The following is a 17,037-nucleotide window of genomic DNA, read 5'->3' on the forward strand; positions in this document are numbered from 1 at the left end:
CGGACGCACAAGTAGAAAGGATTGTCATGTCCAAGGAATTTGACGTCGTCGTGATCGGCGCCGGCCCCGGCGGCTACATCGCCGCGATTCGCGCCGCGCAGCTCGGCAAGACGGTTGCCTGTATCGAGAAGTGGAAGAATCCGGCCGGCGCGCTGAAGCTCGGCGGTACGTGCCTGAACGTCGGTTGCATCCCGTCGAAGGCGCTGCTCGCGTCGTCGGAAGAGTTCGAGAACACGTCGCATCACCTGGCCGACCACGGCATCACCGTCGACGGCGTGAAGATCGACGTCGCGAAGATGCTCGGCCGCAAGGATGCGATCGTCGAGAAGATGACGAGCGGGATCGAGTTCCTGTTCAAGAAGAACAAGATCACCTGGCTGAAGGGCCATGGCAAGTTCACCGGCAAGACCGACGCCGGCGTGCAGATCGAAGTGAGCGGCGAAGGCGAAGCCGAAGTCGTCACCGCGAAGAACGTGATCATCGCAACCGGCTCGAAGGCCCGCCACCTGCCGAACATCCCGGTCGACAACAAGATCGTGTCGGACAACGAAGGCGCGCTGACGTTCGACTCGGTGCCGAAGAAGCTCGCCGTGATCGGCGCGGGCGTGATCGGCCTCGAGCTCGGCTCGGTGTGGCGTCGTCTGGGTGCCGAAGTGACGGTGCTCGAAGCGCTGCCGGCATTCCTCGGCGCAGCCGACGAAGCGCTCGCGAAGGAAGCGGCCAAGCTGTTCAAGAAGCAGGGCCTCGACATCCATCTCGGCGTGAAGATCGGCGACGTGAAGACGACCGCCGACGGCGTGTCGATCGCTTACGCGGACAAGGACGGCAACGCGCAGACGCTCGACGCCGACCGCCTGATCGTGTCGGTCGGCCGTGTGCCGAACACCGACAACCTCGGCCTCGAGGCAATCGGCCTGAAGGCGAACGAGCGCGGCTTCATCGACGTCGACGACCACTGCCGTACGGCGGTGCCGAACGTCTACGCGATCGGCGACGTGGTGCGCGGCCCGATGCTCGCGCACAAGGCGGAAGACGAAGGCGTGCTGGTCGCGGAAGTGATCGACGGCCAGAAGCCGCACATCGACTACAACTGCATTCCGTGGGTGATCTACACGTACCCGGAAATCGCATGGGTCGGCAAGACGGAGCAGCAACTGAAGGCCGAAGGCCGCGAGATCAAGTCGGGCAAGTTCCCGTTCTCGATCAACGGTCGCGCGCTCGGCATGAACGCGCCGGACGGTTTCGTGAAGATGATCGCCGACGCGAAGACCGACGAACTGCTCGGCGTGCACGTGATCGCGGCGAATGCGTCGGACCTGATCGCGGAAGCCGTGGTGGCGATGGAGTTCAAGGCGGCGTCGGAAGACATCGCCCGCATCTGCCATCCGCACCCGTCGATGTCGGAAGTGATGCGCGAAGCGGCGCTCGCCGTCGACAAGCGCTCGCTGAACAGCTGAGCGCGGTATAGCGCCGGCCGGCCATCGGTTGGCGCAGCCGTCTCATGACGAAGGCGGGCGGGTTTTTCCCGCTCGCCTTTGTTTTTTCCGGTTTGCCCTGATGAACGTCACCGAATACTACACGCGCGAATTGACCACGCGCGGCTATCAGTCCGATCCCGCGCAGCGCGCGGCCGTCGATCGTCTGCAGCGCTGCTTCGACGAGTGGGTCGACTACAAGGCGCGCCGCTCGAACGCGTTCAAGAAGCTCATCAATCACCCGGACCTGCCGCGTGGCGTCTACATGTGGGGGGGTGTCGGCCGCGGCAAGAGCTTCCTGATGGACAGCTTTTACGCAGTGGTGCCCGTGCAGCGCAAGACGCGCCTGCATTTCCATGAATTCATGCGCGAAGTGCACCGCGAGCTCGAGGAGCTGAAAGGGCAGGCCGATCCGCTCGACGAACTGGCGCGACGCATCGCGAAGCGCTACCGGCTGATCTGCTTCGACGAGTTTCACGTGTCGGACATCGCGGACGCGATGATCCTGTACCGGCTGCTCGATCGCCTGTTCAACAACGGCGTGCAGTTCGTGATGACGTCCAACTACGATCCGGACGATCTGTATCCCGACGGCCTGCATCGCGATCGCATGCTGCCGGCCATCGCGCTGATCAAGGAAAAGCTCGACGTACTGAACGTCGACGCGGGTGTCGACTATCGACAGCGCACGCTGGCACAGGTGCAGATGTATCACACGCCGCTCGGTGCGGATGCCGATCGCGAGCTGCGCCATGCATTCGCGAAGCTTGCCGCGGTGCCGGACGAAAGCCCGATCCTGCATATCGAGAAGCGCGAGCTGAAGGCGTTGCGCAAGGCCGATGGCGTCGTGTGGTTCGACTTTGCGACGCTGTGCGGCGGTCCGCGCTCGCAGAACGACTATCTCGAACTCGCCAGCCGCTTCCATGCGATCGTCCTGTCCGAGGTGCCGCAGATGTCGCCGCGGATGGCGTCCGAGGCGCGCCGCTTCACGTGGCTCATCGACGTGCTGTACGACCACAAGGTCAAGCTGCTGATGTCCGCGGCGGTGCCGGCGGAACAGCTGTACGTCGAAGGCCCGATGGCGAACGAGTTCGCACGCACGGTATCGCGGATCGTCGAGATGCAGTCGAAGGAGTACATCGAAACGCCGCGTCGCATCGTCGATACGTCGCTGACCTGACCACAGCTCTCGGCAAGTGGCGTGCTTCAACCGTCAAATCCGGTCAAATTCTGCTGATCCCGGAGTATTTTCGGACTTGTCTTATATTCGTCGCTGAGGTCAGCCGATATCGTTGTGTCATGGTTCCTAAGGCTGGAGATGTCCATGACACCGTATCGCGATCTGACCGATCATGAGTGGCGCCGCGTCGTGCCGCTTTTGCCTGAAATGCAGCCGCGCACTGAATTGCGCGGCCGGCCGCTGGCCAACACGCGTGCTGTCCTGAATGGCGTGCTCTGGGTGATATACAGCGGCGCGACGTGGTCCGCCATGCCGCGTCGCTACCCGTCGTACCAGACATGCCATCGCCGCTTCAAGGTGTGGCACGACACGGGCACGCTGATGCACGTGATGCGTGAGCTGTATGGCGACGCGGGCGTGAATCTCTGCAACGAGCTGTCCACACGGATGCGCAGGCACGCGCAGTCGAAAGCGGCGCAGGCGCGCAGTACCGCAACACCGACCTATCGTGCGCCGGGCAGCTACGCGTCGAACACGTTGAAGCACGCGGCGTGATCACGGCGGACTTCATCGTCACGCACACCAAAACAAAATCGGCCTGACGTCGTCGTTGCAGGCCGATTTTTCATTGCATCGCGCGCTTCGACGCGCGCCGCGTTATTGTGCGCGAACCCAGGTCTGCGACCGGCCGAGCAGCGATACGCCGATGTAGCCGCGTACGACGAGCTTCTGGCCACCGTCTTCAAGCGTCATCTTGCACTTGTAGACCTTGCCGTTTTCCGGATCGAGGATGTTGCCGCCGTCCCACTGGTCGCCGTCCTTCTTCATCGCCTTGATGATCGTCATGCCCTTGATGAGCTGATCCTTGCGCTCGTCGGTGCATGCGGTGCAGCGGCGATCGGGCTTGTCGCTCGGGCCGAGACCTTTGACGACCTTGCCCGACAGCGAACCGTCGCCGTCGTCGGCGATCTGCACGAGTGCCTTCGGCTGATGGGTGTTGTCGTCGATCGTCTGCCACATGCCGATCGGGCTGTCGGCTTGCGCGAACGACGGCGCGGCACAGGCGAGCAGTGCGCCCGTAATGGCCAATGTGCGCAGCGGGCGGGTCACTTGAATCATTGTCTTCCTCCTTGTTTCACGTCGTATTCGATTCGCCCGCACGACCGTCTGCATGGGGCGGTGGCATGTTGCGAGCTTTGCCAGAATACGTGAAACCGTGCGCTGCGTTTGATAGAGGGGACTCTATTCCAAACAGTCCGCGGGATGCGGACTGTTCGGTGCCCGATCAGTTGAGCTGGTACGAGAACGCGGCATTCACGCGGGGGCTGCGCGATGCGCTTTCGACAGGCGCATCGCCGACCGGCTTCGCGATGTTCAGGTCGAGGCTGTAGTACCGGCTGTCGGTCAACCGCACGCCGATGCCGACCGACGACAGGCGGCTCGGCGACGGTGTGCCGGTATGCAGATACACGCGCGCCATGTCGTACGCGATGTACGGCGTGACGGATTTCAGGTACGTCCAGCCCGGCGTGAATCCGCGGTTGACCTCCAGCGACATCCCCCAGCCCGAGTCGCCCGACGTTTCACCGGGCTGATAGCCGAGCGCGTAGCGCGTCGAGCCGAACGAGATCTGTTCCGACGTCGGCAGCGAGTCGGCGCTGTACTGGCCGGTCACCGAGACCGACGTGCCGATCTTGAACGGCCATTCGTTGGTCTGCGTGAAGGTCGCGCCGGTACGGACGAAGGTCAGCGAAGTCGGATCTGCGTATGTCACCGGTACGCCGTCAACCAGGCCGGTCTGCGATTTCGATGCGCCGAGAATGTTGAATGCCTTGGCGACGTTGACGCTCAGCTTGCGTACCTGCTTCGGTTCGACACTCGTGTAGTCGAGCTGCAACTGCATCACGCGAACCTGCGAGCGATTGTCGAGCACGTTGCCGTTGACCTGGTTCTGGTAGCGGTCTTCGTTGTGCGCTGCATAGCCCGACACGGTGCCGAGCAGGCTGCGCTGGTTGTTCAGCAGGATCGGATAGGAAGCCGAAAGACCGAGTTTCTCGCTCTTGACGGTGCGCTGGACGGTCGACGGCAGGCCTGGGTTGTCGGTCGGCTTGCCGCGGTACGTGCTTGCATCGAGGCGCGTGACGAGACCGTTGCTGCCCACCGGCACCGAGCCGCTGAACGCGAAGTAGGTCTGCTTGTCGCGTCCGGGCGGCGCCAGCGCGGAAATGCTCAACTGCTCGCCGAACGAAGTCAGGCCGTTTTCGGTTGCGGTGATGAGGCCCTGGACCCCGGGGTGATTGAAATCGATGCCGGTGCTGACGTTGAATGCCTTGCGGTCGACCGCGAGCTCGAGCGTCGTCGCGCCATCGGTTGTCTGCGGCGGCGGCACGTTGGCCTTCACCGTGACGCCGGGCAGCAGGCCGAACGTGTTCACGTAGCGTTCGAACGTTGCACGGCGCAGTGGCCGATCGGCCGTAATGTGCGCGGCGATCGCGCGAATCTTCGACTCCATCGCGCCGGGCTTGCCGGTGACCTTGACGTCCGACACGTAGCCTTCCACGACCGTCACGCGCACGACGCCGTTCTCGAACGTCTGCGCGGGAATGAACGCGAACGACAACGCATAGCCGCGCTCCTGGTACAGCTTGGTCACGCCGTTGGCGGTTTCGATCAGCTCGCCGATCGTGATGTCCTTGCCGACGAGCGGCGTGAAGCGGCGCGAGATTTCGTCGAACGGTATCGACTTCACGCCTTCGACCTGGAACGTCTTGGGCGTCAGATGGCGCGACAGCAATTCCTGAAGCTGTGGTGCCTGCGGCGCGACCTGGACGGTGACGCTCGGGCCTTGCTTCGGTGCGTTGATCTGGGGCAGGGAGTCGAGCGGGTTGCCTGCCGCGCGCGTCTGCGCATGTGCCGTGCCTGCCGCCGCAATGGCGAGCAGCATCATCCATCTGTCCAGTCTGGATTTCATTGTTCTTCCTCGTAGGCCTTGCTTGGCGTCTTCTTTGTAATGCGGGCGCGCGACATCTGGGTGCCGCGCGCCACGTGCCGCGTCGCCGGTTGTGTTTGTACGGCCGCGCCTTCTGCTCCGGCTGCAAGGGCGCGACCGTCCTCCTTTACTTGCCAACGCTACCCAGCGTGCCCAGCAACCCCGTTACCGGTGCCAGGAGGCCCGCCGAACCGCCCGACGATGCCGACCCCGTCACGCTGCCTGCTGCTCCGGTGACAGTATTCAGCAAACCGGTGACGGGCGCGAGAGGGTTTGCCCCGCCTGTGCCGCCCGTTGCGCCGCCGAGGGTTCCCGTGACGGTCGACACGAGGTTCGTCACCGGCGCGAGCGGGCTGCTGCCGCCCGAGCCGCCGACGCTGCCCAGTGTGCCGGTGACAGTCGACACGAGGCCCGTCACCGGCGCGAGCGGGCTGCTGCCGCCCGAGCCGCCGACGCTGCCCAGTGCGCCGGTGACAGTCGACACGAGGCCCGTGACCGGTGCGAGCGGGCTGCTGCCCGAGCCGCCCGTTGCGCCGCCGACCGCACCCGTGAGCGAACCGAGCGGCGTCGACCCGAGCCCGGACAGCAGACCGCCGAGCGGGTTCGTCGAGCTGGAACCCGACGCCGTGCCGCTCTGGACGGTTGCCGTCGAGCCGCCGACGAGGCTCGTGATCAGGCCGGGGATCGGTGCTGCGCCGTTCGGGCCATTCGGGTTCACGAGGCCGCCGGCGTTGGTCACCGTATTGCCCACTGCGGTGACGAGCTGGCCGACGTCGCCGACGAGCGGTTGATTTGACGTGCCGGCGACCTGCTTGCCTGCCGAACTGATGGCGCCGCCGACCTGGCCGAGCAGACCCGACACCGGCTGTCCGAGGCCCGTGGTCGTGCCGACCTGCTGCGTGAGCTGACCGGCGGTGATCACCAGCGGCGTGATGGCCGAGCTGAGCGGTTGCGTGACTTGCTGCACGGCGCCCGACGACAACGTCGAGCCGATCGTCGTGCCGGCGGCCGTCAGGCCGTTGGCGACCGTGTCGAGCACGGTACCGACCGGCGTCGTGACGGGGGCTAGCGGCGAGAGCTGCCCCGTGCCCAGCGCCTTGACCGTCTGGCTCAGCCCGGACACGGTGTTGCTCGTCGCGCCGACCACATTGCCGAGGCCGGCGACCGTCGTGCCGACCGGGTCCTTCGTCGTGCCGATTTGTCCCAGGCCATTGCTTACGGCATCGGCTGCCGCGCCGACGATCGTGCCGGTACTGGAAACGGTGCTGCCGACACCCTTCGTCACACCGTCGCCCAGGCCCGGCAGGCTGATGTTGCCGACCGTGCTGCCGAGGTCCGTAGCAGTCTGGCCGACCGTGCTGATGACACCTTTGGTACCCGTCGACGAGCCGCTGGTGCCGCTCGTTCCGCTGGTGCCACTCGTGCCGCTGGAGCTGCCGCCGTTGCTGCTCGTCGGCGGCGAGCTGACGCCGCCGCCGCCGCAGGCGGCCAGCAGGCAGGCTGCGGCGAAGGCGGTGAGGGGCACGCGCCATTGGCGCAGGGCGACGGTCGTGATGGAACGTTGCTGGGACATGATGGACTCCTCGCTGTCTTTTCGATGAATGGATGTCGGATTACTTGCCGTGCGTGCCGCCGAGCAGACCGCCGATCAGCGATGTGACAGGCGAGAGCAGATTCGAGCCCGAGCCCGCATTCGTGCCGGTGCCGGTGCTGCCGCTGAGTGCCGGGACGCCGACCGTGCTGGTGACCGCGGAAACCGCGCCAGTCACGGGGGCGAGTGCGCTGCTGCCGTTCGTCGCGCCGCCGAGTGCGCCGGTGACTGTCGACACCAGGCCCGTGACGGGCGCGAGCGGGCCGCTGCCGCCACCTGCTGCGCCGCCGAGTGCGCCGGTGACGGTAGAGACGAGGCCGGTGACGGGCGCGAGCGGACCACCGCTGGTGCCGCCTGCTACGCCGCCGAGCGCGCCGGTGACGGTGGAGACGAGGCCGGTGACGGGCGCGAGCGGGCCACCGCTGGTGCCGCCTGCTACGCCGCCGAGCGCGCCGGTGACGGTGGAGACGAGGCCGGTGACGGGCGCGAGCGGACCACCGCTGGTGCCGCCTGTTGCGCCGCCGAGTGCGCCGGTGACGGTGGAGACGAGGCCGGTGACGGGCGCGAGCGGGCCACCGCTGGTGCCGCCTGTCGCGCCGCCGAGCGTGCCGGAGACCGTCGTGAGGAGACCCGTGAGCGGAGCGAGCGGGTTGGTTACGCCGCCGGTGCCGCCCGTGAGGAGGCCGCCGACCGCCTTCACGGTGTTGCCTGTCGACGAGACGGTGTTGCCGAGGCCGGTCGTGACTGGGTTGCCGCCCGTCGATGCGATCATCGCGCCTGCCTGGTTCAGGCCGTTGCCGATCGTGCCGAGCAGCGTGTTGACGGGGGCGCCGAGGCCCGTGGCCGTGCCGACCGTCTGTGTCGTCTGGCCGATCATCGTCGTGATCGGCGTGATGGCCGAGCTGACCGTTTGCGTGACCTGCTGGATCGGGCCCGTCGACAGCGCGTTGGTCAGCGTGGTGCCGCCGCCCGACACGGCGTTTCCGACCGTCGTCACGAGGCCGCCGACGGCGCCCGTGACCGGGGCGAGCGGCGACAGCGGGCCGCTGCCGAGACTTGAAAGCAGAGTGCCGGTTTGCGTGACCGCACCGCCGAGCTGGTTCACGACGCCGCCCGTGCTGGCGACCGTGATGCCGACAGGGTCTTTCACCGCGCCGAGTTGCCCGAGGCCGTTGCCGAGGCCATTGCCCAGCGCGGTGACCGCGCCGCCGACGTTCTGCACGATGCCGCCCGCCGCTTGCGTCGTGGCCGGGTTGACGCCCGGTAGCGACTGGCTGGCGACGACGCTGCCGAGGCCCGATACGGTTCCACCGAGACTGGTGACGATATTGCTGCCGCTTGCGAGGACATTTCCTACCGGGTTCGCCGACACACCCGAGGTGCCGCTCGTACCGCTGGTCGTTCCGCTCGTCGTTCCGCTGGTGGTGCCGCTCGTCGAGCCACTCGTGCTGCCGCTGGTCGAGCCGCTGGTGCTACCCGACGTGCTGCCACTCGTCGAACCGGACGTGCTGCCTGACGTGCCGCCGTCGGAGGTCGAGATGGAATCGCCGCCGCCCGAGCTCGAGCCGCCGCCGAGCCCCTGGCTGATTGAACCGGAACCGCCGCACGCGGAGAGGGAAAGCATGGCTGCCACGGTGGCCGCGATCATCGTCGCCCGGAACGTGCCATGAGGGATAACCAGAGTGTCCATTTCGTCCTCGCATTGAAGCTGTGTTGTGTTGAGTAATGCGAGGTCTACTCTGCAACTGTCGTGCCATTTCGATAGCCGATGGCGCCGCAAACGTTTTAAACGAGGCAATGCCTTGTCGGAAAAGGCAATTATGGAAATTGAAAGATTGTTGAATCTTTTTAAGTCTGCTCAGAAGAGAGCGATTTCAGGTGCGCTGTAACGTAACGTCACAACATTGGCGTTACGCTTGCAACGTAACGCTGGGCGCATCAAGCCCGATGACCCGGTTCACGGGGGATACGGTATTTTACTGGTGGACTAGATGTGTACATCTAACCTATCGTAAGTCCTATGTGAAAAACGTACCGAAAAGCCGTACAAATACGTTGTGCATCCGGGAAAAAATTTCGATCCGGATCGTTGAAAGGGGTTGGAAATTAAAGAGGATCAGATATAAGATTCGGGACAGGTGTAAGGAAATGTACGGATCAGTACACAACGTTCGAGGAGGATCCCTATCGCGAATGTTAACTTGCATCAAGTAACGTGAAGTGCTCTTCGGGGCGACCTATAAAGAAAGTGCACCCAGTCGTCGTTATAGCAGTTGCAGCGAACGATTCGGGGCAAGTGGCCAGATATGCGGGGATGTAGAACGTATAAAAGGCCAAAGAACGTACATACAGGCACGAGGAATTAAAAATGAAAGCAATCATCAAGCGTTTTCTTAAGGAAAACAACGGGGTTACCGCGATCGAGTATGGGTTGATCGCGGGTTTGATCGCGGTTGCGATCGTTGCAGGGGTCACGTCGATCGGCGGAAGCCTCGGCAATATGTTCACCAACCTGGGCACCTGCGTGAGTACGCGCACGGCTGCCGCTTGCTCAACGACCACCATCTGGGCCGCGCCTGCTGCTGGCGGTTGACGCCTCTGCAAATTGCGAGGACGACTTATTACTTTGTAAAGCGTCGTCTTGATGCGGTAGCGGGCGGATTGCTTTTGCAATCCGCCTGTCCCGATGCTTGCGGCTGGCTGCGGCGCGATGGCACATCTCATTTTCAGTGGAATATTCCTGGTCTGGGCGGCATTCGTCGCGGTCAGCGATATTCGCTTTCGTCGAATTCAGAATTCGCTCGTCCTGGCAGGATTGACCGGTGCGCTCGGGGGTGCGTTTCTTGACGCGAATCCATTTGGTGTTTTTCCGCTTCAGGCAACGATCGGTATGCTGGTTGGAGTGATCGGGCTGTTTCCGTTTTTCCTGCTGCGGGCCATGGGTGCAGCGGACGTCAAGGTCTTTGCCGTGCTCGGCGCCTGGTGCGGAATGCATGCGCTGCTCTGGCTGTGGATCGTCGCGAGTCTGGCTGCTGGTATTCACGCGCTCGCGGTGATGCTGTTGTCGCGCACGTCGCTTGGGGCGCTGCGGCGGCAGGGCGCGCCTGCGATGACGTTGGGCGGATATCGGGCGACACCTTATGCGGCATGTCTTGCGATACCGGCTGCGGCATGGCTCTTCTATCTCGTCGCCACGGGGGGCGCGCGATGAAACGACAGAAACAACGGCGCGGGTACAGGCGGCAGCGTGGTGCGACGGCGGTCGAGTTTGCAATGGTGTTTCCGCTGTTCTTCGTGATTGCCTATTCGATCATCAGTTTCGGGATGATTTTCGTGATTCAGCAGAGCCTGACGCTGGCTGCCAGCGAGGGGGCCCGGGCTGGATTGAGCTACGCCCCTACGATGACTGCCCGCATTGCGAACGCGACGACTACCACGCAAAACGTCCTGGGCTGGCTGAATATCAGCCCGCCGGAGGTGGTGGCACCGCGTTGCAGTTACGATCCGTCGCAGCCGCCGAATCCGCCGTCGCTGTATTGCCTCTCGGTCACGGTGAGTTACTCGCCGGAATCGTGGATGACGTATATCCCGCTCCTAGGGAGCGTGGTGAATCAGCCGTTGACGAGCACCGCGATCGTACAAATTCCGCAGTCCATTTTGTGAGAGGCGCATCGTGGTGCGACGGACACGCCGACACCAGAAGCACGTGACCAGAGAGATTGACTCGGACTTTCATTCCGGCATCCATACAACAACATGGCCAACAACTTAACGAAGATCATCGCCGGGCTGCTGATTGCGATCGCTGTTTTGCTCGGTATCTACGCGTGGATGCTCGGGCGCAGCACGCCGAGCGCGGCACCGGCGCAGCCGACCGTTGCCGCCAACCCGGTGCCCGTCGTGATTGCGGCGCGAACATTGCCTGCCGGCCAGCCGATTGCCGCCGATGCGCTGAAGATGCAGCCTGCGTCGCCGGTACCGATCGGGGCATTCAGCGATCCGTCGTTGCTCGTCGGCCGCATCCCGAACAAGGACATTCCGGCGTCGGCGCCGGTTGTCGCGGGAGGGCTGGTATCGGGGCTCGCCGAGGACGTGCAGCCGGGCGAACGCGCGGTTGCGATCCGTGTCGACGAAACCAATGCGGTCGGCAATCGGCTGCGTCCGGGCAATTATGTCGACGTGTTTCTCAACCTGAAGCGCGAAGGCGGCGGGGCGATGTTCGACGGTGAGGTATCGCAAACGCAAGCGCGGCTTTTGCTGTCGAAGGTGCGCCTGCTGTCGTTCGGCGACGCGACACCCGATCACGATAGCGGCAGCAACGCAAACGGCAGCAACGGACAACCGACCAATGTACGCATCGCGGTGCTGTCGGTGCCGACCGCGCAGGTCGATGCGTTGACGCTCGGCGAGGCGAGCGGTCGGCTCACGCTTGCATTGCGCAATCCGCGCGACGATGAACTCGCGGCGCAGACCGTCGCGGTGCGCACGGATAACAAGCTGTCGCCGTCGGCGCTCGCCGCAGCCGGCGTGTCACTGCAACAGCTTTCCGGCACGCAGAGAAGTCAGACGGCCAACGTGAACGTGCCGCCGCTGCCGTCTCGTTTGCCTCCGGGGGGGCGGCCGAACGGTGGAGGAGGCATCGAGATTATCCGTGGCGGCCGGTCGGAAACGGTCGCGTATTGAGCGGTATCGACGGTCATCGATATTCAGCAAAAACAGATTAAAAGGGTCGCGCAACGGCCTTCCAAACGATGAAAAACACACTGATTGCATTCGCGATGGCTATCTGGACCATGACGTTCGCATCGTTTGCCTCGGCTGCCGGCACGATCGAACTCGCGGTTGGTGCACAACGCCAGATTTCGGCCGGCCGTGCGTTGCAGCGGGTTGCAGTCGGCGATCCGGCCATCGCCGACGTGCTGCTCATGAAAGGAAGCCGTTCCGGCTCCGTGCTCCTGACTGCGAAGGCGGCGGGTGCGACCAACGTGATGCTGTGGGTGCGCGGTCGCGATGAGCCCGAGATCTGGAACGTCGAAGTCGTCGACGCGGCTGCGCAAGCGGTACTCGATGGCGGCACGCCGCGCGTGAATGTCTATGGCGGGACGTCGGTGCTGCGAGGAACTTCGACATCGCTCGACGCCCATCAGCGCGCGGTCGACGTCGGCAAGAACACGAGTGCGAAGGGCGCGGTGATCGATCGCTCGACGGTCACCGGCAAGAACGTCGTGCAAGTCGACGTGCGCGTCGTCGAATTCAGTCGCTCGGTGCTCAAGCAGGTCGGATTCAACTTCTTCAAGCAGAGCAACGGCTTTTCGTTCGGTTCGTTTGCGCCGGGCGGCGTGCAGTCGTACAGCGGTGGATCGGGTTCCGGTGCGAGTTCGGGCTCGTCATCGAGCCCAGGTTCATCGTCATATTTGCCAACGCTCGGCGCGCCCGTGGCGTCAGCATTCAATCTGATCGTGAACGCCGGCGGGCGCGGCATCTTCGCCGATCTGTCGCTGCTCGAAGCGAACAATCTTGCGCGCGTGCTCGCGGAGCCGACCCTCGTCGCGCTGTCCGGCCAGAGCGCGAGCTTCCTCGCGGGCGGCGAGATTCCGGTGCCATCGCCTCAAGGGCTCGGCTCGACCGCGATTCAGTGGAAGCAGTACGGCGTCGGGCTCACGCTGACCCCGACGGTGCTGAATCCGAATCGTATCGCGCTGAAGGTCGCGCCGGAGTCGAGCCAGCTCGATTTCGTGAACAGCGTGACGATCAGCGGTGTCGCGGTGCCGGGCATCACGACGCGCCGCGCGGACACGACGGTCGAACTCGGCGATGGCGAGAGCTTCGTGATCGGCGGCCTGATCGACCGTCAAACGATGTCGAACGTAAGCAAGGTGCCGCTGCTCGGCGACTTGCCGATCATCGGCGCGTTCTTCAAGAATCTGAACTATCAGCAGAACGACAAGGAATTGCTGATCATCGTGACGCCGCATCTCGTCGCGCCGATCGCGAAGGGCGCCGTGTTGCCGTCGACGCCGGGCGAACTGTCCGAGCAGCACGATGGGCCGGTCTGGAGATCGTATCTAGGTGGCGTGGCGTCGCCGGATGCTGCTCCGGGGTTTTCGAAGTGAAGGCGAAGCGTTGCGCGTTGCGGCGCATCGTCACGCCTTGCGTAATCGGGGGTGTTCGACATGAACGCGCGAACCGAATCATTGTGTGAACCCGCCGTGACCGACTATTTCGTTTGCGCGTCGTCGCAGGACAGGCATGTCCGCTGGCTGGCAGATACGCTCGTGTCGGCCGGCGCGGTGGAGGCTGCGTCGCTCGAGCCCGGTGCGCTTGCTCAGCGCATCACGGGCCTCAATCCGGCGCTCGTATTCATCGATTTTTCGGAAGGAAGTGCGGCGGCGAGCGCCGCCGCCGCTGCGGTGCGCGCGTCGTATCCAGGGCTGCCGGTCGTTGCGCTCGGTTCGCTCGCGCAGCCGGAGAGCACGCTCGCCGCGTTGCGCGCCGGTGTACGCGACTTTATCGATGTATCCGCATCCGCCGAAGATGCGCTGCGTACGACGCGCGGGTTGCTTGCGCACGTCGGCGAACCGGTCAGTCGCCACGGCAAGCTCGTTACGTTGCTCGGTGCACGCGCCGGCATGGGCGTGAGTACGCTCGCCGCGAACCTCGCCGTCTGGTTGCAGAAGCATGCCGCCGTTACCGGGACGGACGCCGTGCCGGCTGGCGGCGCGGCGGTCGGCCGTCAAACCGCGCTCGTCGATCTGGGGCTGCCGGCGGGCGATGGTGCGCTGTTCCTGAACACGCGTTGCGAATTTCATTTCGTCGACGCGGTGCACAACCTGCGCCGTATCGACCGGACTTTCGTGAACACTGCCTTGACCCGTCACTCGAGCGGTGTCGCACTGACGACGCTGCCGGCCGATCTCGGCGGCCTGCGCGACGTATCGTATGCGGCATGCGTCGGGCTGCTGAACCGGTTTCGCGCATTCTTCGATCAGCAGGTTGTCGATCTCGGCGGTTTCTCGAACCACGAGTTCGTCGCGCAGATCGCGGCCTCTGCCGACGAGGCGTGGCTGGTCTGCGATCAGGGCGTTGCATCGATCGTATCTGCGGCCGATCTGCTCACCGGGTTGCGCGATACGGGTGTTGATGTCGACCGCGTGCGGCTGGTCGTTAACCAATACGATCCCGCACTCGATTTGACGCCCGCACAGATCGCGGAGCGTCTCGGACTGTCGCTGGTCGGCACGCTGCCTTCGCGTCGCGTCGCAATCGGCCATGCTGCGAATCAAGGGCGACTCATCGTCGATGCAGCGGAGCGTGATCCGTATGTGCGCGCGCTCGAATCGCTCGCCGCACGCCTGCCGGGGGTGGCGACCTCGTCGCGGCCGGCGGTCGGCCTGTCGGTACTGAAGCGCTTTATTCAACCTTCGTCCAAGCGGTCGTAAGCGATGGCACACGACATTCAATTTGCCGACGGCGCAGCGCCGTTCTCCCAGACGCAGCAATTCCACGACATTAAGAATGCCGCTCACGAGCATTTGCTGACGCGTATCGAGGAACTGGGCGCCGAGTTCGGCCGATGGTCCCGTCAGGCGATCAATCAGTTCGTCGATCTCGAGATCGACAGCTTCGTGCGCCTGCGCCGCATTCCGTTGAACGAGAACGAGGTGCGCGCGATTGCGGAGGCGTTGACCAAGGAACTCGCCGGCTTCGGGCCGATCGAGGACTTGCTCGGCGATCCCGCGGTCGAGGATATCCTGATCAACGGATACAACGATGTGTATGTGTCGCGTCACGGGATCCTTGCGAAACTGCCGGTACGTTTCACCGACAACGCGCATTTGCTGCGTATCGTGCGCCGCATTCTCGCACCGATCGGGCGTCGCCTCGACGAGTCGAACCCGATGGTCGACGCGCGGCTGCCCGATGGTGGGCGCGTCAACGTCGTGATCGAGCCGCTGTCGATTGACGGACCGGTCGTGTCGATCCGGAAATTTCGCAAGGATCCGCTGAAGCCGTCCGACCTGCTCGGCAATGGTACGTATAACGATGAAATCGGCACGTTGCTCGAGGCGGCTGTCGAAGCTCGCTGCAACATTCTCGTGTCGGGCGGGACGAGTTCGGGCAAGACGTCGCTGCTGAATGCGCTCGCTTTCCATATTCCCGAGATCGAACGCGTCGTGACGATCGAGGATACGGCCGAACTGTCGTTGAACCACCCGCACGTCGTAAGGCTCGAGAGTCGGCCGGGCGGTTTCGACGGCACCGGGGTGGTGTCGATTCGCGACTTGCTTCGCAATACGTTGCGGATGCGCCCGGACCGAATCATCGTCGGCGAAGTCCGCGGCGGCGAGGTGCTCGAGATGTTGCAAGCGATGAATACCGGCCACGACGGATCGATGGGCACCGTGCATGCGAGCTCGCCGCGTGAGTGCCTGTATCGCCTCGAGATGCTTGCGGGCTTCGCGGGCTTCCAGGGTACCGAATCGAGCCTGCGCCGGCAGATTGCGAATGCGATCGATTTCATCGTGCAGATCGGCCGCCTGTCGAACGGGCGGCGCAGAATCCTGTCGATCACCGAAGTGACCGGGCTATCGGACAACATCATCGCGACGCAGGAGCTTTACCGGTATGAGGCGCGCGTGACGCCGGAGGGCGAGGAGATCGATCATTGGGAGTCACTCGGCATTCATCCGCATTCGCCGAAGCTCGCACGTTTTCGTCAGGCGTTGACGAGCAGCGGGTTCAACGGCGGCGGGTTCGGTGGAGGCTTCGGTGGTGGCGGATTCGGTCGCGGCGGCGGAGGCTTCAATGTATAGCGCAATGGTCTGGGTACTTGCGTTCGCGATGCTGTGCGTCGCCACGGCAATGATGCTGTGGCGGCACGCGGAGACGCGGCGCGTGCGGACCGACGCGAAGCGTTTCATCGATAGCCGGCTCGAACCGGGCGTGCGTGTCGCGGCTGCCGCGCAGGCACCCCGGCCGACACCGGGTGTACCGCGGACTGCATCGCCGCCCGGCGCCACGCGAAACGCGTCGTCCGACGTATTCCGGGCGCGCTGGTATGCGGCTGTGGCCGAATATCTGACGAACCTCGCGAGTCGCGCGGGGATCGAGGGCGCGCGCGGCAAGGTGATGGTCGCGTTTGGCGGACTCGTTGGCGTGGCGGCATTTGCGGGCAGCCGCGGCGGCGCGCTCGCGTGCGTCGCGGCTATCGCATGCGGAAGCGCGATGTTTGGCGTCTGGCTTTCGTCGCGGATTCAACGGCGGCGGCTCAAGATCGTCCGGCAGATTCCTTCGTTCCTCGACGGGATCGTGCGTCTCGTGACACTCGGCAACAGCGTGCCGGCCGCATTCCAGTCCGCGCTTCAGACGACCGAGGAGCCGCTTCGCGGTTGCCTCGACCATGTGTCGCGCATGCTCCGCGGCGGCGTGGAGATCGACCGAGCGATGATGCATATCGCGAAGATCTACCGAACCGAGGAGTTCGAACTCGTCGGCTCGGTGTTGAGGCTGTCGGTCAAGTATGGCGGCCGCGCGGATGTAATGCTCGAGCGCATGGCTGTGTTTATGCGCGACCTCGAACAGGCGGAACGCGAGTTGACTGCGATGTCGTCGGAGACGCGGCTGTCGGCGTTCGTACTCGTGATGCTGCCGATCGCCATCGGCGGTTTTGTCATCATGACCAATCCGAAGTATCTGCACGGGATGTGGAACGATCCGAGCGGGCGCTCGCTGCTCGTGGTCGCGTTCATGCTGCAACTGGCCGGCAGCGTGTGGTTGTACCGAATGGCCCGGCTAAGGTGAC

General features: G+C 64.2%; 15 protein-coding genes. 11 read left to right on the forward strand and 4 right to left on the reverse strand.

The features are described from left to right. Window positions 1-26: 26 nt before the first annotated feature. The 3 genes from lpdA to DCN14_RS22405 all read left to right on the forward strand — a co-directional run bounded on the left by lpdA (window position 27) and on the right by DCN14_RS22405 (window position 3,210). Window positions 27-1,457 carry a dihydrolipoyl dehydrogenase gene (lpdA, locus tag DCN14_RS22395; protein ID WP_096506814.1) on the forward strand — a complete coding sequence of 477 codons (1,431 nt, stop codon included), beginning with the start codon at window positions 27-29 and terminating at the stop codon, window positions 1,455-1,457. A gap of 100 nt (window positions 1,458-1,557) precedes the next feature. Further along, complete coding sequence (zapE, locus tag DCN14_RS22400; protein WP_096506813.1) at window positions 1,558-2,655, forward strand: cell division protein ZapE; 1,098 nt, start codon at window positions 1,558-1,560, stop codon at window positions 2,653-2,655. Between the two features lie 144 nt (window positions 2,656-2,799). Beyond that, window positions 2,800-3,210: a transposase gene (locus tag DCN14_RS22405; RefSeq protein ID WP_162826234.1), complete on the forward strand. Its 411-nt coding sequence runs from the start codon at window positions 2,800-2,802 to the stop codon at window positions 3,208-3,210. Between the two features lie 102 nt (window positions 3,211-3,312). Here DCN14_RS22405 and DCN14_RS22410 read toward each other — a convergent pair whose 3' ends face one another. The 4 genes from DCN14_RS22410 to DCN14_RS22425 all read right to left on the reverse strand — a co-directional run bounded on the left by DCN14_RS22410 (window position 3,313) and on the right by DCN14_RS22425 (window position 8,925). After that, window positions 3,313-3,774, reverse strand: a complete 462-nt coding sequence (locus DCN14_RS22410) for a DUF2147 domain-containing protein (protein ID WP_096506811.1) — start codon at window positions 3,772-3,774, stop codon at window positions 3,313-3,315. Window positions 3,775-3,940: 166 nt separating this feature from the next. Next, entirely contained in the window at window positions 3,941-5,626 is a 1,686-nt protein-coding gene (locus DCN14_RS22415; RefSeq protein WP_096506810.1) for a POTRA domain-containing protein, read from the reverse strand. A 145-nt stretch (window positions 5,627-5,771) separates the two neighbouring features. Further along, window positions 5,772-7,217, reverse strand: coding sequence for a collagen-like triple helix repeat-containing protein (locus DCN14_RS22420; protein ID WP_115531437.1), 1,446 nt, complete (start codon window positions 7,215-7,217; stop codon window positions 5,772-5,774). Window positions 7,218-7,257: 40 nt separating this feature from the next. Next, window positions 7,258-8,925 carry a collagen-like triple helix repeat-containing protein gene (locus DCN14_RS22425; protein WP_096506808.1) on the reverse strand — a complete coding sequence of 556 codons (1,668 nt, stop codon included), beginning with the start codon at window positions 8,923-8,925 and terminating at the stop codon, window positions 7,258-7,260. Window positions 8,926-9,603: 678 nt separating this feature from the next. Between DCN14_RS22425 and DCN14_RS22430 the strand changes: the two genes are divergently transcribed. From DCN14_RS22430 to DCN14_RS22465, 8 genes are all read left to right on the forward strand, one after another. Continuing rightward, window positions 9,604-9,828, forward strand: coding sequence for a Flp family type IVb pilin (locus tag DCN14_RS22430; protein ID WP_096506807.1), 225 nt, complete (start codon window positions 9,604-9,606; stop codon window positions 9,826-9,828). Between the two features lie 117 nt (window positions 9,829-9,945). Next, window positions 9,946-10,446: a prepilin peptidase gene (locus DCN14_RS22435; RefSeq protein WP_096506921.1), complete on the forward strand. Its 501-nt coding sequence runs from the start codon at window positions 9,946-9,948 to the stop codon at window positions 10,444-10,446. Beyond that, complete coding sequence (locus tag DCN14_RS22440) at window positions 10,443-10,898, forward strand: TadE family protein (RefSeq protein ID WP_096506806.1); 456 nt, start codon at window positions 10,443-10,445, stop codon at window positions 10,896-10,898. The genes DCN14_RS22435 and DCN14_RS22440 overlap by 4 nt, the downstream gene beginning before the upstream one ends. Window positions 10,899-10,991: 93 nt before the next feature. Next, window positions 10,992-11,918: a Flp pilus assembly protein CpaB gene (gene cpaB, locus DCN14_RS22445; protein ID WP_096506805.1), complete on the forward strand. Its 927-nt coding sequence runs from the start codon at window positions 10,992-10,994 to the stop codon at window positions 11,916-11,918. Window positions 11,919-11,986: 68 nt separating this feature from the next. Further along, a complete protein-coding gene (locus DCN14_RS22450; protein WP_096506804.1) occupies window positions 11,987-13,348 on the forward strand; it encodes a type II and III secretion system protein family protein in 1,362 nt (453 codons plus the stop codon). 60 nt (window positions 13,349-13,408) lie between these two features. Then, window positions 13,409-14,674 carry a fimbrial protein gene (locus DCN14_RS22455; protein WP_096506920.1) on the forward strand — a complete coding sequence of 422 codons (1,266 nt, stop codon included), beginning with the start codon at window positions 13,409-13,411 and terminating at the stop codon, window positions 14,672-14,674. A 3-nt stretch (window positions 14,675-14,677) separates the two neighbouring features. Next, on the forward strand, window positions 14,678-16,048 hold the full coding sequence (locus DCN14_RS22460) for a CpaF family protein (RefSeq protein ID WP_096506803.1): 1,371 nt from the start codon (window positions 14,678-14,680) through the stop codon (window positions 16,046-16,048). Further along, window positions 16,041-17,036 (forward strand): type II secretion system F family protein, encoded by a 996-nt coding sequence (locus tag DCN14_RS22465; protein ID WP_096506802.1) that lies wholly within the window; start codon window positions 16,041-16,043, stop codon window positions 17,034-17,036. Before DCN14_RS22460 ends, DCN14_RS22465 begins: the two co-directional genes overlap by 8 nt. Window position 17,037 lies beyond the last annotated feature (1 nt).

This window comes from Burkholderia sp. IDO3 (assembly GCF_003366075.1).
GTDB classification, from domain to species: domain Bacteria; phylum Pseudomonadota; class Gammaproteobacteria; order Burkholderiales; family Burkholderiaceae; genus Burkholderia; species Burkholderia anthina.